General features: G+C 33.7%; 10 protein-coding genes. 4 read left to right on the forward strand and 6 right to left on the reverse strand.

Annotated elements, in window-relative coordinates:
* Positions 1 to 55 precede the first annotated feature (55 nt).
* Both GQR98_RS14655 and GQR98_RS14660 read left to right on the forward strand, forming a co-directional pair.
* Positions 56 to 919, forward strand: coding sequence for an N-acetylglucosamine kinase (locus tag GQR98_RS14655; protein WP_159020149.1), 864 nt, complete (start codon positions 56 to 58; stop codon positions 917 to 919).
* A 7-nt stretch (positions 920 to 926) separates the two neighbouring features.
* Entirely contained in the window at positions 927 to 2,147 is a 1,221-nt protein-coding gene (locus tag GQR98_RS14660) for an ATP-binding cassette domain-containing protein (RefSeq protein ID WP_159020150.1), read from the forward strand.
* Here the strand turns inward: GQR98_RS14660 and GQR98_RS14665 are convergent.
* From GQR98_RS14665 to GQR98_RS14680, 4 genes are all read right to left on the reverse strand, one after another.
* A complete protein-coding gene (locus GQR98_RS14665) occupies positions 2,144 to 3,037 on the reverse strand; it encodes a transglutaminase N-terminal domain-containing protein (protein WP_159020151.1) in 894 nt (297 codons plus the stop codon). The two genes, GQR98_RS14660 and GQR98_RS14665, sit on opposite strands and share 4 nt — an antisense overlap.
* Positions 3,037 to 5,595 (reverse strand): circularly permuted type 2 ATP-grasp protein, encoded by a 2,559-nt coding sequence (locus GQR98_RS14670; RefSeq protein WP_159020152.1) that lies wholly within the window; start codon positions 5,593 to 5,595, stop codon positions 3,037 to 3,039. Before GQR98_RS14670 ends, GQR98_RS14665 begins: the two co-directional genes overlap by 1 nt.
* Before the next feature lie 12 nt (positions 5,596 to 5,607).
* Entirely contained in the window at positions 5,608 to 8,940 is a 3,333-nt protein-coding gene (locus tag GQR98_RS14675) for a DUF2126 domain-containing protein (protein WP_159020153.1), read from the reverse strand.
* Positions 8,941 to 9,166: 226 nt separating this feature from the next.
* Positions 9,167 to 10,207, reverse strand: coding sequence for a GMP reductase (locus GQR98_RS14680; protein WP_159020154.1), 1,041 nt, complete (start codon positions 10,205 to 10,207; stop codon positions 9,167 to 9,169).
* A gap of 139 nt (positions 10,208 to 10,346) precedes the next feature.
* On the opposite strand from GQR98_RS14680, the gene GQR98_RS14685 reads away from it, so the two are divergent.
* Positions 10,347 to 11,744, forward strand: coding sequence for a response regulator (locus tag GQR98_RS14685; protein WP_159020155.1), 1,398 nt, complete (start codon positions 10,347 to 10,349; stop codon positions 11,742 to 11,744).
* 16 nt (positions 11,745 to 11,760) lie between these two features.
* Here GQR98_RS14685 and GQR98_RS14690 read toward each other — a convergent pair whose 3' ends face one another.
* A complete protein-coding gene (locus tag GQR98_RS14690; RefSeq protein ID WP_159020156.1) occupies positions 11,761 to 12,141 on the reverse strand; it encodes a RidA family protein in 381 nt (126 codons plus the stop codon).
* 97 nt (positions 12,142 to 12,238) lie between these two features.
* Positions 12,239 to 14,992: a putative LPS assembly protein LptD gene (locus GQR98_RS14695; RefSeq protein WP_159020157.1), complete on the reverse strand. Its 2,754-nt coding sequence runs from the start codon at positions 14,990 to 14,992 to the stop codon at positions 12,239 to 12,241.
* Positions 14,993 to 15,156: 164 nt separating this feature from the next.
* Between GQR98_RS14695 and GQR98_RS14700 the strand changes: the two genes are divergently transcribed.
* Positions 15,157 to 16,254 carry an N-acetylmuramoyl-L-alanine amidase gene (locus GQR98_RS14700; protein WP_159020158.1) on the forward strand — a complete coding sequence of 366 codons (1,098 nt, stop codon included), beginning with the start codon at positions 15,157 to 15,159 and terminating at the stop codon, positions 16,252 to 16,254.
* Positions 16,255 to 16,282: the final 28 nt, after the last annotated feature.

Below are 16,282 nucleotides of genomic sequence, written 5' to 3' on the forward strand. Positions count from 1 at the left end.
TCCACAGTGTTATTTATTTTGAATAATGCTGTGGATTTTTTTATTCTAAGAACTTATGATTTTAATTGTAGATAGTGGTTCTACTAAGTCCGATTGGCTGGCTGTAGATAAAGACGGAAATAGATTAATGGATAAAATCCGAACTAAAGGATTAAACCCAGCCATTTTAAGCGAGAAAAAGCTTAATAAATTAATTAAGAAAAGTAAAGAATTAAAATCTAATGCTGATAAAGTAACACACGTGTTCTTTTATGGTGCTGGTTGTGGTACAGATAATGCGAAAGACTTATTAAGTACTGTTTTAAAAGATATTTTTACTAATGCTCATGTTGAAGTTAACGAAGATACATTAGCTGCCGTTTACGCTACTATTAACGATCCAAAAGAAGCTGCTGTAGTTTGCATTATGGGTACAGGTTCTAATTGTAGTTATTATGATGGCGAAGTATTACACCAACGCGTTATATCACTTGGTTACACGCTAATGGATGATGCATCTGGTAATTATTATGGTAAGCAGTTAATTAGAGATTATTACTTTGGTAACATGCCAGAAAATGTTAAAATAGCCTTTGGTGCTAAGTTTAACATGGAGGCAGATTTTATTAAATACAACCTATACAAACAACCAAGTCCTAATGCGTATTTAGCAGGGTTTGCTGAATTTATGTTCTTACATAAAGATTCAGAGTATACCATTAACTTAATTAAAGACGGTATTCGTTTGTTTGCAAAAAATATGATTTTCCAATTTAAAGAAGAGCTAAAAACAGCACCTGTACATTTTGCAGGATCTATAGCCTTTTTTGCTCAAAAGGAAATTAGAGAAGTTGGAGAAGAAATGGGCTTTATAGTTGGAAATTTTGAACGTAGACCAATTGATGGTTTAGTGCCATTTCATACCAATAATTTAAAGTAAAAGATAAATGCAAAAGCATTTAGCAATTTATATATCTAATAGTTTTGATAAGGAAAGCCTTATCAAAACTATTTTTTTTGAAGAACTAATTCCAAGTTTTTCAAGTTTAAACGGTGCACTTTTTTCTGAAGAAATTTTAAATAAATTTATAGATGAAGAAATACGTCACGGCAAAATGAACGTGGCTACCCAAACAAAAAATAGTTTACTTCATTCTTCAGAAGGTGAACGAAAAAAAGCACTTCTCGATCATATAATAGCTCAAAAACCAGATTATTTAGTAATTGATAATGTTTTTGGCAATTTAGACGTTGCTACACAAGCACATATTGAAAAGGAGTTGACTGCTTTAAGCGAAACAACTTCAATTGTCCAAATTGCAAATAGAAAATTAGATGTTCTTCCTTTTATAAAAAGCATATATCAGGTAGAAGATAATAAGTTAGTTGAGTTTTCAAATACAGAAAATAAAACAGAACCTTTTTATTTTATTGAAGCTTTGCCTACGGTAGAGTATCATGATAAACCCGAAATTTTAAATCCTTTAGTCAAGTTTAATCAAGTATCTATTAATTATGGAGAACGTACTATTTTAAATTCCATTTCATGGGAAATAAAATCTGGACAATTTTGGCAATTAATGGGACCAAACGGATCTGGTAAAAGTACCATATTAAGTATGATTTTTGGAGATAATCCTAAAGCGTACGGACAAGATATTACGTTATTTGGCGTAAAAAAGGGGAGTGGCGAGAGTATTTGGGATATTAAACAGAAAATTGGTTATTTTTCTTCGGAAATGCTTCGCGGTTTCACCCGCCGAGATGCTATTGGTAACATGATTGTTTCTGGTTTTTTTGATACCGTTGGTTTGTATAAAACACCAACGAATGCGCAAATAAAAATAGCACAACATTGGTTACGAGTTTTAAATATGTTCGATATTAGAAAACAATGTTTTTTATCGCTTTCTCGTGGTCATCAGCGTTTGGTTTTAATAGCCAGAGCGATGGTTAAAAATCCGCCCTTGCTTATTTTAGACGAACCTACTAATGGTTTGGATGATAGTGATGCCGCTTTATTTTGCGAATTAATTAATAAAATAGCAACAGAAACAGATACGGCTATTCTATATGTTTCTCATAGAAAAGAAGCTAATTTAGATCCTGATTTTATTTATGAATTACTTCCTGCAGCACAAGGTTCTACAGGGCGTGTAATCGGTTAATCTACCGCAGGTCTAATATCTACTGCTACTTTCATTTTATTGGCGCCAGAACTATAAATAACCCCTTTTAATGGTGGCACATCATAATAATCACGACCATAAGCCACAATAATGTGTTGGTTTTTTGGTATTTGATTATTTGTAGGGTCGAAATCTACCCATCCAAATTTTGGAATATATACAGAGAACCATGCGTGAGATGCATCGGTTCCTATTAGTTTTTCTTTTCCAGGAGGCGGTAATGTTTCAATATAGCCACTAACATAACGAGCCGGTAAGCCAATAGATCTTAAGCATGCAATCCCTATTTGTGCAAAATCTTGACAAACTCCTTTTTTCTTTTCCATAACTTCTTGGATAGGAGTAGCCACATTGGTAGCGTTTGAGTTAAACTCAAAATCGGTAAAAATGCGTAGCATTAATTCTGAAGTCGCTTCGAATATAGGGCGATCTGGCTTAAAAGATTTTAAAGCGTAGTCTCTTATGTTTTTAGATATTTTAGCAATTAAAATAGATTCTAGTAAAAACTGTTTTACTTCTAAAATTTCAGGTGAAATAGATTTTAATTCTTGTTTGGCTTCATCTAAAGTAATGGTGATCCCGCTTTCCGATTTATGTATATCGGGCGCTAAAGTATAATCACGAAGTACTTTACTTTTTGCAATAACTTTTAATTCTTTATGGTATTGCTGTATGGAAAATCGGGTAATGGTGTTTCCAAAAAAGTCGGTGCGTTCAGATATTTCTGTTGGTTTTGGACTAATTTCCAAATCGTAACTTAAAATGGTTTGTCCCAAAAAATCACGTGGTTTTAAGGTCGCTATATTATGGCAAAATGTTACGCCATTGCCGTATTTGTAACTTGTGGTATGTGATAATTGAAAAACCATTATTGTAGTGGGAAGTTTTGATTAACCAATTGATTTTGTTGATATGAATGATTGAAATACGTATCAGAAATAGATAAAGATGTTTGATGCAATAATTCGCTAAGCTCAGAAAGCATCTCTTCTAAATTCTCTCTTACAGCTTCTGTTTCATCTAACGTTAAAAGTGTATCGATATTCGATTTTTTAATAATTTGATTGGCCTCATTAATCAAATCGTAACATTTTGAGTTACCCGTAATACCAGTTGGTAATGGTAATTTTCCAATATCTTTTAAAATTCGACTTAATTGATAGGTAAGCGAACGGCTGTATTTATCGTTAAGTATAACTAATTTCACTACGTTTTCTACACTAAGGTAAGATCGGTAGCTGTAACGGTAAATATTTAAACTTTCATGACTCGATAATAAAGCCTCTAGCATTTCATATTCTAAATCTTCATCATAGCTCGCCACAATTAAAGATCTGCATTTAGCAATAGTTAAACTCGCTTGTTCGGTTTGTAAACCAATAAAATAAAGTAGTAAACCTTGGTCTACTAAAATACTTTCTTCAATTAAACCCATAAACGCAATAAGGCGAGTAATAGTACTATCTAACAGTTTAAGCAATTGAGCTGCGGTATATTGCTTCTCTCTATCGTGCTTATTCCATAGTTTTTTGATTCCATCGAACACGCGCCACATATCTTTAGACCATAAGTTTCTAAGCGTGTAATATGAGTTGTTAAAACTGCCTAAAGTTTGTGCTAACGAACCGACTTTATAGGTATCTAGAACTAGAGCGTTTAATTCTTTTAATGGATTTTTAAGAAGTTCTTCTTTTCCTTTACCAACAAAACCAGGTAAAGTATGTGTGATGCCGGTTATGGCTTCAAAGATGATTTTTAAATTTTCAGAAGGTTCTTCTCCACTTTTATATTGCGAACTTTGCATGTTATTTAAACACATACGCAATAGGCGAGAAGTGACTAGTGCACGACCCAAGTAACGACCAGACCAAAACAAGTTTTCTGCTGTATGGCTTGGTAAATCGTTAATACCCGATACTGGATTTCGAAATTTATTATCCCAAGCATAATTATGAAAGTAGTTTTGCTGAGTGTCACTTACAACCCAAAAATCTTTACTAATACCACCTCTTTGGTTAGATACTATTAAGTTTTCGCGTTCTGCGGCAACACGTACTAAACCGCCAGGCATAATGCTGTAGCTGTCCTTTTTAGCGATAGCAAAGGTTCTGCACATTATTTTACGTGGCTCTAATTTGCCATCTATAAATTCTGGCGCCGTAGAGAATTGTATTTTAGCTTGTGCTACAAATCGGTAAGGATTTGCTAATATTTCTTCTTTTAGTTTATTTAATTTGGCTTCATTTAAAAATTCACAGAAGTATATACTTTCTCTATTAGAACGATCAATTCGTTTTACAACATATTTTTTTATGTTCTTTAAAACATGATTTCGTTCCTTTTCTTGTCCACACCACCAAGAAGCTATTTGCGGAAGCAGTAATTCTTCATTAAAAAAATACTTGCAAATAGCATTCATAAACGGAATAAGACCAGAGTTTTCTAAAACACCACTACCTATTGGGTTTACAATGCTTACGTTTTTTTGCCTAATAACGTCAAGAATACCAGCGATACCTAAATAAGAGTCTTCACGAAGTTCTAAAGGATCCATGTAAACATCGTCTACACGCCTTAAAATAACATGAACTTGCTTTAATTCCTTTAAAGATTTCATCCAAACTTTACCATTTCTAACCACTAAATCGTTTCCTTTTACTAAAGGATAACCAAGAAATGAAGACATGTAAGCATGCTCAAAATAAGTTTCGTTATGCGGACCAGATGTTAATATAACAATGTTTGGATTGTCGATATCTTTTGGAGCCGCATCGATAAGCATTTGGTTATAATCTTGAAAAAAATCGCTTGGCTGTTTTACATTAATACCGTTAAATAAATTTGATGCCGCCTTGTTCATGGCGAATCTGTTTTCTAAAGCATAACCTAAACCAGAAGGTGCTTGCGTACGATCGTTAACCACCCACATACGGCCATCTGGGCCTCTTGCTAAATCGGCTGCATGAATTAGTAAATCTTTAGAGGTGTTGTATTTTATTTGATCGCATTGGCGTAAAAAACCGCGATGCGCAAACAGTACTTCGTGCGGTACAATACCGTTTTTAATAAGCTCACGCTTACCATAGATATCTTTTAAAATTAAATTGAGTAACTCAGCACGTTGCTTTAAACCTTTTTCAATGGTTTGCCATTCTTTATCATGAATTAAAAAGGGCACAATGCTTAAATCCCAAGCGCGATGTAAGCCCTTGGGATCGTTATAAACATTGTAAGTTACACCGTTTTCATCCATTAACCAATCAATTTCCTTTTGTCTAGAAATTAATTCGTCGGGACCTGCATCGGTTAAATTAGATAGTAAATCATCCCATTGTGGGTTAATTTTCATATTAGATTTCAATACTTCATCATAATTTTTATGATTGGTAAAATAATTCTGAAATAGTGTATTTGAATCTATGGTCATTTAATTTATTAATTACTTTTTTCTTAAATCTGTTGTGTTCGGAAACTCAAAATTAACTGGTAATTCTTTATAATTGAATTTTTTAGAACTGCCTTTCTTTTTAACGGTAATACTTGATGTATTATCGTCTGTTATAGTTTCTTTTATCGGATCGATTTCTCCTTGCGTGTGCCCAGATTCCCAAAAACGGTTAATTCGTCTAGATTCTGCTTCGTAACTATTCACCGGATGCACGTCGTAAGAACGTCCGCCAGGATGCGATACAAAATAGGTGCAACCACCAATAGAACGTTTGTTCCATGTATCAACAATATCAAATACAAGAGGAGAATCTACACCAATAGTTGGGTGTAACGCAGAATATGGATCCCATGCTTTATAACGTATACCTGCCACAAATTCTCCTTTTACAGAGGTTGCTTTAAGGTTTACTTTAACACCGTTGCAAGTTACAACATATCTTTCTTCCGTAAAGTTTGTAACCTTAATTTGAATTCGTTCCAAAGAGGAGTCTACATAACGTGCTGTTCCACCGCCAGTCATTTCTTCACCTAAAACATTCCAAGGCTCAATAGCTGCACGAAGTTCTATATGAATGTTGTTTATAGTTACCATACCATGTAAAGGAAATCGAAATTCGAAAAACGGATTAAACCATTCTTCTTTAAAGCGATATCCTGCTTTATTTAGTGAGTTTACAATATCTTTTATATCTTCTCTTACAAAATGTTCTATTAAAAATTTATCGTGTAATTCTGTTCCCCAACGCACTAAATCATGCTCGTAAGGTTTTTTCCAGAACCATGCAACCAAAGTTCGTACTAGTAAATTCTGCATTAAACTCATTTGAGGATGTGGTGGCATATCGAAAGCACGAAGCTCTAAAATACCTAAACGCCCCGATGATGAATCTGGTGAGTATAGTTTATCAATACAAAATTCTGCACGGTGTGTATTACCCGTTAAATCGGTTAATAAATGTCTAAACAATCTATCGGTTAACCAAAATGGAACCTCGCCATCTTTAGGTATTTGACTAAAGGCAATTTCAAGTTCGTATAGGTTTTCCATACGCGCTTCATCTATTCTTGGTGCTTGGCTGGTTGCACCAATAAAAGACCCTGAAAACAGATAAGAAAGCCCTGGATGATGTTGCCAAAACGTTAATAAACTTCGTAATAAACTAGGTTTACGTAACAAAGGACTATCTGCAGGAGATATACCTCCTAAGGTTACGTGGTTTCCACCACCTGTTCCCGTGTGCTTACCATCGAGCATAAACTTTTCGGTACCCAAACGCGATTGCTTTGCTTCTTCGTAAAGCGTAAATGTATTTTTAGTTAACTCGTCCCAGTTTTTTGCTGGATGCACATTAATTTCAATCACACCAGGATCGGGAGTAATTTTTAAGGACTCCAATCTATTATCTTTTGGTGCAGGATAACCTTCTAAAATCACCGGAATATTTAATGCTTTTGCTGTCGCTTCGATAGACGAAAGTAAATCTAAGTAATACTCAGCACAATCTAATGGTGGTAAAAATAAATATAGTTTTTGGTCTCTAACCTCGGCGCAAAGTGCAGTTCTAATAAAATAATTAGTTTTTGGACTTTCAAGATCACCATTAATGTAATCGGCATATCTGTTGGTCGCTACTTTTTTATAACTCGGGAATCTACCACGTTTGGTAAATTGATCGGGTTCGAATTTTGGAAATTCTTCATATTCTGATTTATGAACTAACGAAGATAAAGGCAAACGTAAACCAACAGGTGAATTACCAGGCGTTAAAAACAAATGATTACGTCTAAACTGCCAGTCACAAGTAAGCCATTGACCAAAACTATTGTTTAATGGCATTAAATAACCAACAACTTTATTTGTGCCCTGTTCTAATATTTCGCCTAATTTCTTTTGAATTAACGAACCGTCTTTATCTTCCCTTGGATCAATATCTGTGGGTAAATTACCTTCTTCCCAAAGGAAATAAAAGGCATCTTCAAAGGCAGGCATTATCGTTTTATCGGTAACACCTAAATATTGAGTTAAGGTCTCTAAAAATAATTTATCTGCATTTTCTGGTACAACTTTATTATCAGCAAAGGTTGAAAGTAATTTTTCGTTATGCCAAATTACTCTACCATCTTTACGCCAACAAAGCTCCGTTCCCCAACGTGGTAAAGGTTCTCCAGGATACCATTTACCTTGTGCACGGTGTAAAAATCCGCCTTTAGCAAATTTATTAAATAGGCGCTTTGTTAAGTCGTCGGCTAGTTGTCTTTTATGTGGCCCATCGGCATCGGTGTTCCATTCCGGCGATTCCATATCATCTATAGAAACAAAGGTTGGCTCGCCACCCATGGTTAAGCGTACATCACCTTTTTCTAGTTCTTTTTCAACTTTAAAACCAAGTTTATAGATATCGTTCCATTGTTTATCTGTGTATGGTTTTGTAACACGAGGCGATTCGAAAATACGTTTTACGGAATTTTCAAATTCAAACTCAGTTTCACAAATATCTGTCATTCCAGAAACAGGTGCAGCACTTTCAAATGAAGGGGTACAAGCTAAAGGAATATGGCCTTCTCCAGCTAATAATCCCGATGTAGCATCGAAACCAATCCAACCAGCACCAGGTAAATAAACCTCTGCCCAAGCATGTAAATCTGTAAAATCTTCCTCAGGACCAGAAGGACCGTCAAGCGATTTTTCATCAGATTTTAATTGTACTAAATATCCTGAAACAAAACGTGCTCCAAAGCCTAAGTGCCTTAATACTTGTACAAATAGCCAAGCATAATCACGACACGATCCGTTTTTTTGAAGTAGTGTTTCTTCACAGGTTTGTACACCAGGGTCTAGTCTAATATTATAGCTTAAGAACTCGTATATTTTCTGATTGATGTCAATTAAAAAATAGATTGTTTTTCTTGGCGTATAATCTAAAGTTTTAATAAATTCATGAATAAGCGGCCCATTATCTGTAATTTCTAAATAGGGTAGAAGTTCCTTTTTAATGGTATCGCTATAAGTAAACGGATATTCTTCCGCAGCTTCTTCAACAAAAAAGTCAAAAGGATTTATCGTTTTTAAATCGGCAATAATTTCAACTTCAACAGAAAGCTCAGTTGTTTTATCAGGAAAAATTAATCGTGCTAAATAATTACCAAAGGCATCTTGTTGCCAGTTGAAAAATTGATTTTCCGGTTTAATTTTTATAGAATAAGCCTCAATTGGCGTTCTGCTATGTGGGGCAGGACGTAATCTAAAAATATGTGGAGATAGATTTATAGGTCTATCATACTTGTACTTTGTTTTGTGTGAGATTACAATTTTTAACGCCATAAATTTCTTGGTTTATTTTGAATGAATTTATTAGTAAAAAAGATTCTTATAAAAATACATTAATTTTCATTGTAAAATAGGGGTTTCGAATAAAACTAAGCGCTTTATTATAACTATTAAAACATTGAAAATTATGCTGATAAAAAATGATGATTTGATGAGTTTTGTGATTGTTTATCCTTTTTTTGATAAATATTCATGGTAATTATTTTGGAACCATGTCATGTTAATGATTGTAAAATCTATTTTCTTGCTCGTTAACTCTAATAAAAGTAGTACGTTTAGTGAGTTCCTTTAATCGAGAAGCACCAACATAGGTACAAGTACTGCGTAAACCACCCAAAATATCTTGTAAAGTAATATCTACAGGGCCTTTATAAGGCACTTCGACTGTTTTACCTTCACTAGCGCGATATTCTGCAACACCACCAACATGTTTGTCCATAGCCGTGGAAGAACTCATACCATAAAACTTACGGAATTGTTTACCGTTTTTTTCAATCATATCACCGCCACTTTCATCATGCCCGGCAAGCATACCGCCTAACATAACAAAATCGGCTCCTGCTCCAAAAGCCTTGGCAATATCACCAGGAGTTGTGCAACCACCATCACTAATAATGTGTCCGCCTAATCCGTGAGCAGCATCGGCACATTCTATTATAGCTGAAAGTTGAGGGTAACCAACACCGGTTTTTACACGAGTTGTACAAACAGATCCTGGACCAATACCAACTTTTACTATATCGGCACCAGATAGAATTAGTTCTTCTACCATTTCGCCAGTAACAACGTTGCCAGCAATAATAACTTTATCTGGATATTGTTTTCGAGTGCTTTTTACAAAATCTGCAAAATATTCCGAATAGCCATTTGCGACATCAATACAGATAAATTTCAGTTCTGGATTTATTTTAAATATGGCCGCAAGTTTTTCAGAATCGTTTTTACCGATACCTGTACTAACAGCAATATGATTTAAGTGTTTTTCTGAAATAGAAGATAAAAATGCTTTCCATTCCAAAATGGTATAATGTTTATGTATGGCAGAAAAAAGACCTTTATTAGCAAGAGATTTGGCCATTTCAAAAGTGCCCACCGTATCCATATTAGCAGCCATAATCGGGATGCCGTTCCAAACTGTAGTACTGTGTAAAAATTTAAATTCACGCTCTAAACTTACTTCCGATCGGCTTTTTAAAGTTGATCTTTTCGGGCGGAACATAACATCTTTAAAGCCTAATTTTATTTCGTTTTCTATGCGCATTACTATCGATTGTATTTTATTGAAAATTATTAAAAGAAAATTTAAATTTAAACAAAAAGAATATAACTATGAGTCACTAATTAATTATATTAGTGTTTTAATCAATATATTTTTTGATTTGTTAACCTGCCAATTATAAATGAATTTTATCCCGGAGTCTGTAAAGTATATTACCGTAAAAAAGAAATTATCTTTTTCAATTTTCACTTCTATTGCGGCTATTTTAATAATTGGTTATCTTTTTGTTGATGATAAAATTTATGCTGAATTAGCAGCCTTATTTCTTTTCGTAGTTGCTGTTATTCAGGTTTTTGCTTTACAATTCTTTTTAAAGAGTTTATTGAAGAATGAAGTAATAAAAGAAAATTTGACATCTAGAATAAAGGAATTAAAAAGAGATTTAGAGAAATCTGAAAATTTAGCTGAGCACAAATCAATCTACTTAGCCAACATGAGTTATGAGGTGCGTACACCACTTAACACGGTTTTAGGTATGCTAAATATGCTTAAACAAACCAATTTGGATGGCGACCAAGTGGCTCAGGTAGAAATTGCAGAGTTCTCATCGATGCATTTATTGCAATTAGTGAAAATGGTTACGGATAATGCGGAAGTGGATAGTGCTGATGTGAAGCTGAATTTTATCGCTATAGACTTAAAACAAGATTTAGGTAATCTATTCAAAGTATTTGAATACCAAGCTTGGGAAAAAGGATTAGAATTCGATTTTAAATTTTTATTTGAAGAAAAAGATAAATCTTTAGTATACGGTGATTCTTCTAGAATACAACAGGTTTTAATTAACTTGATTAATAACGCTATCAAATTTACTAATGCAGGGAAGATTTCGATTATAATAGATCAAACCGTAGGAATAGATCATGAACAGATTGTAACATTTTATGTAAAGGATACTGGAGTAGGGATGCGATCTGACGAGGTTAAGCGCTTTTTTGATGATGATACCAATATTCCGGCCTCTATTATTAAAGATTATCGCGGTGCTGGTTTAGGACTTTCTATTTCGAGAAAGTTGGTTAAGCTTATGGGCGGAACCTTAAAGCTTGAAAGTAAAGAGAACGAAGGGTCTACCTTTTATTTTAGCCTTCAATTAAAAAAGACACTTAATATTAAAATGGTTGAAGAAGCAACACCTGCGCTTCATTCTAAATTTAATGTGTTGGTTGCGGAAGATAATAGAATGAATCAAAAAGTAATTAAGTTTTTACTTGAGAAGCAAGGTGCCGATTGTACGTTTGCGAAAAACGGTTTAGAAGCTGTAGAACTTTATAAAATATTAGATTTCGATATGATTTTTATGGATATCTATATGCCAGATATGGATGGTTATGAAGCCACCCGTGAGATTATAAAAACCAAAAAGTATCAACAACATAAAACACCAATTATAGCCGTATCAGCAAGTGCTTTTGAAGAAGATATTGAAAGCGCAAAACAAGCCGGTGCTAATGAATTTTTAGCAAAACCTCTTGAGTTACCAAAACTAAAAGAGTTGTTGGATAAGTATGCGCTTTAGAATCTAAGGGTGTTATCTATTTTATTGCGATAACACTAATTTCTACATTTACATTTTTAGGCAGTCTAGCGACTTGTACGGTTTCGCGTGCAGGTGCTGTGGCGTCGTCAAAATAACTTCCGTAAACCTCGTTGATGTTTACAAAATCGTCCATATTACTAATAAAAATCGTCGATTTAATAACATTTTCAAAAGTCATGTCAGCTGCTTTTAAAACGGCTTTTAGGTTATTCATTACCTGTGTAGTTTCAGTTTTAATATTTTCTAAAACAAGCTCGCCAGTTCCTGGGTTAATAGCTATTTGTCCAGACGTATATAATGTGTTTCCTGTTAAAACAGCTTGATTATATGGACCTATAGGTGCTGGAGCTTCGGTAGTTGTGATTATTTTTTTCATCTGTAAAATTATTTATAAGGTTGAAAATCGATTAAGTTCAGCTATAAAAATAATGAATATATACTTCTGTGTAAACAAAAATATAGCACCTTTAATTTTATAATTGAGTATCTGCCGATTTACGTTTTTCGTATTTAAGATCTTGTAAGAGGCTAGATTTTATACCTATGAAGAAATTCCATGAGGAATAAGTTCCAAAAGGAACCCAGCTCAAGTTCATTCTCCAGCTTTCTAAATCACGCTCAAAACGAAGTTGAGTAGAGGTGAAACCATTGTTTTTAACATCGTAACCAGATGATGCTCCAATAGACCATTTATCTGATAATTGAATATCTCCAGAGAACATTAAAGAGTGCGATGATATTTCGTTTTGCCTTGTGGAATTAGAGTAATTTACAGCATAAGCTAAACGTAAACTCCATGGAATTTTGTAACGATAAAGAGCACTTTTAGCGTCTTTATCTTCATCGTCTTTTTTATCGATAGGTTTAGAAAAATCTTGAGATACACCAAACATATCATCGTCACGGCCACCACCTTGTAAGTTTTCATCACGATTTCTATCGTCGTCTTTAGAATCTTTTTTACCCTTCTTATCACTAGATAACGACCAACTAGCAGTCATGTTTGCACTAGTTAATCTAAATAAGCTTCCGCCGTTATCAACATTAAAAGTATCAATTCTATTATTGTTGTTATCAAGAGCGTAAGGATCTAAAGTTGCTCCAAAATTCAAACTTAATTGATTGTCGAAAAGTTGTGTACCACCACTCATTCTTATTGGGCTCCATTGTAAAGAGTCTCCAGCAAAATTATAAGATGTAGAAAAGTTTAAGTTATTAAGTAAAACCACCTTTTTAGGCTCGGTAGCCGTGCTATCTTTATCGCGTACTTTAGCTTCTATATTATTAGATAATGAAATACCCATAGAGCTAGAAAATGTTTGACCTGGTGTACCGAATATGCTTTCTTCAAATCGGGTGAAGGATACGTCTTCTTTTGTTTCTCCATCGGCACTTACAACCTCGTAAGTATCATAATATTTATCGAAAGCCGGGTTAATATTGTAACTAATAGCAGGACGCATAACGTGCCTTATTTTTTGTATTTTAGGGTCTTTACCTTCTTTTTCAAAATCGAACATACCATAAATGGTAGTTCCTAAACTTGTACTAAAATTATAAGTTCTAAAAGAATCGAAGCCATTTACTGTTTCCGTAACTGTTTCTCTAGTTGTAGTGTCGAAACTTTTATCAATAGTTTTAAATGTCCAAACTTCATTGAAGTTTGCACTAGTACTCATACTAAAATATTTGAATAACTTAAAGTTTGTGGTTAACGGAATACTGTGTTGAAACCCTGCTTGAGCATCGTCAAACATTTCCTTTTTAAAGAATAAAGAATCTGTAGTTTCAATTCTGTTTTCCCCACGCAGATTATACTGTAAATTTATATTTTGAATAATCCCTTTTTTAGAACCTGTTTTAGGAGCAAAAGGATACATTCTACCAATACTACCTTGCAGTGTAGGCAACGTCATATTAATAGTTTCTGTTTGCGTATTTTGCGAGTGTGTTGCTGTTAAGCTAACATTAACCTGTGGTTCCCCTTGAAAAGTTTTAGAATAAGAAACCGAAGATGATAATGTATTATTAAATCGGTTTGCTAAATTTACTTGGTTTAACGATCCACTATAATAATTACTACTACCAAGGTTTACCGAGGCAGAAAAACGTGAATTAGGATTGGCTTTAGCGTCTTGACTATGAGACCATCTTAAGTTGTATAATGTGTTTTTAGCATAATCGGAAAAACCAAGTTCACTCGTTATTAAACTTTCATATCTAAAAGCTACATTACCTCTGTACTTATAGCGCTTTGCGTAAGTGTTTTCAACTCTTAGTCCGTAACTTCCATTAGTGTAATAATCTCCCAAAACAGTTAAATCTACATGGTCGTTAATTGCAAAATAGTATCCACCGTTTTGTAAAAAGAAACCTCGATCGTTTTGCTCACCGAAACTAGGTAAAATAACACCTGATGTATGTGTTTCAGTCTGAGGGAAAAAGGCAAAAGGTAATCCTATTGGTGTTGGTACATCGTAAATAAACAAGTTAGCTAAGCCTGTTACAATTTTTTTACCGGGAACAATTTTTGCTTTTCTTAGCTTAATATAATAATCTGGATCTTCAAGATTTTCAGCTGTTGTATATTTTGCGTTCTTTAAGAAGTAAACCGAATCGTTTTCCTTTTTTGTGATACTAGCAATTACAGTTCCTTCACCTTGCTCGGTTTTAGAATTATATATAAGTGCTTTTTTAGATTTTGAATTAAAAACAATAGAGTCGGGCTCTACCACGCTACTTCCTTGTGTAAATACGGGTTTTTGAGTGTATTCACCAGTAGTATCAATAATACCTCGAGCACGAACGGTGTTTGTTGTATAATCTACAATAATACTTCCTGCAGAAATGTTCATGTCACCATAATCAATTTTGGCTTGATTATATAAATACAGTTTGTGTTTTATTTGATTGAAGGTGGTGTAATCTACCGCACTGTAAACCACTTTATTTTCTAAAAGACCTTTTTTAGGTTTGATAGAATCGGTTTTAGTGGAATCCTGAACTTTTTCATCAATTATTGGTGCTAGTACACTATCGGTTTTTATTGTCACCCGATTTTCAACAGAAGGTTTAATAGAATCCGTCTTTTTTTTGATGTCCTGCCCAAAGCTTAGCATGTTAATAAACATGGTAAAACTTAGTGCAAAAAGTATATTAAAGTTGTTTGTCTGCAACGCTTTTAAATGTATTTTTGTAAAAGTATGGCTCGGTTTTTGAAAAGCCAAAATTACATATATTTTTCTGTGAATGTTTTATATTCTTAGAAAAATTTTAAATTAAACTAAACCGAGTATTTTAATCGTTACTATTTTTTAAATGGCATGCTTTTAATTTTAAAAATAGCCGTATTTTTTAATACACCGGTTTAAAACACAATCTGATTTATCTCATGAAAACGAACACCTTATTACTTTTCGTATCTTTTATATTAGTATTAACATTTTCTTCATATGCAAATAATGGAAATAACGACGGCGATAAGTTTGTTGTTGTACTAGATGCAGGGCATGGCGGTAAAGACCCTGGTAATATGGGTAATGGTTATAAAGAAAAAGATATTGCATTAAAAGTGGTTTTAGCCATTGGGAGTGCTTTAGAGAAAAACCCAAATATTGAAGTTATTTATACCCGAAAGGAAGATAAATTCATAGATTTATTTGTTCGTGGTAAAATTGCAAATAAGGCTAAGGCCGATTTATTTGTGTCTGTGCATTGCGATTCTCACACTTCTCAAGCTTATGGAGCGGGTACTTTTGTTTTAGGTTTACACAGAAACAATACGAATTTTGAAGTTGCCAAAAAGGAAAACTCAGTAATTTTATTAGAAGATAATTATCACCAAAATTACGCTGGATATGATCCTAATTCACCAGAATCGGCAATTAGTATCATGATGGGTATGGAAGATTATCTAGATCAAAGTATTCAATTGGCAAGTTTAATTCAGAGTAATTTTGTTGGTAAATTAAAACGAAAAGATAGAAGTGTTAAGCAAGCCGGTTTTATTGTGTTACACCAAACTGTAATGCCAAGTGTTTTGGTAGAGTTGGGGTTTTTAACAAATAATAAAGAGGGTGCGTATTTAAATTCGAAAAAAGGACAACAAGATATGTCTAAGGCTATTACAGATGCTATTTTGCAATACAAAGCTTCCATAGAGCAAAATGTTGCACATACTATTTTTGAAGATGAAGTTGAAGAAACGGCCTCAACAAGTGATGACATATATAAGGACGTTACTTTTAAGATACAAATAGCAGCTAGCTCAAAATCCATAGCAACAAAACCCTATAATTTTAAAGGTTTATCTACTATTTCTAAAGAAAAAGCAGGAAACTTATACAAGTATTATTACGGTTCTACATCAAACTACACACAAACAAAGCAATTAGTGAGCGATGCAAAAAGTAAAGGCTATAAGTCTAGTTTTGTTGTTGCTTTTAAGAATGGCAAAAAAGTAAGTCTTACTGAAGCTTTAAAAAGGTAATTCAGAAAATAAGAGCATTCTTTTTAAA

The organism is Algibacter sp. L3A6 (assembly GCF_009796825.1).
In the GTDB taxonomy this organism is placed as follows: Bacteria; Bacteroidota; Bacteroidia; order Flavobacteriales; family Flavobacteriaceae; genus Algibacter.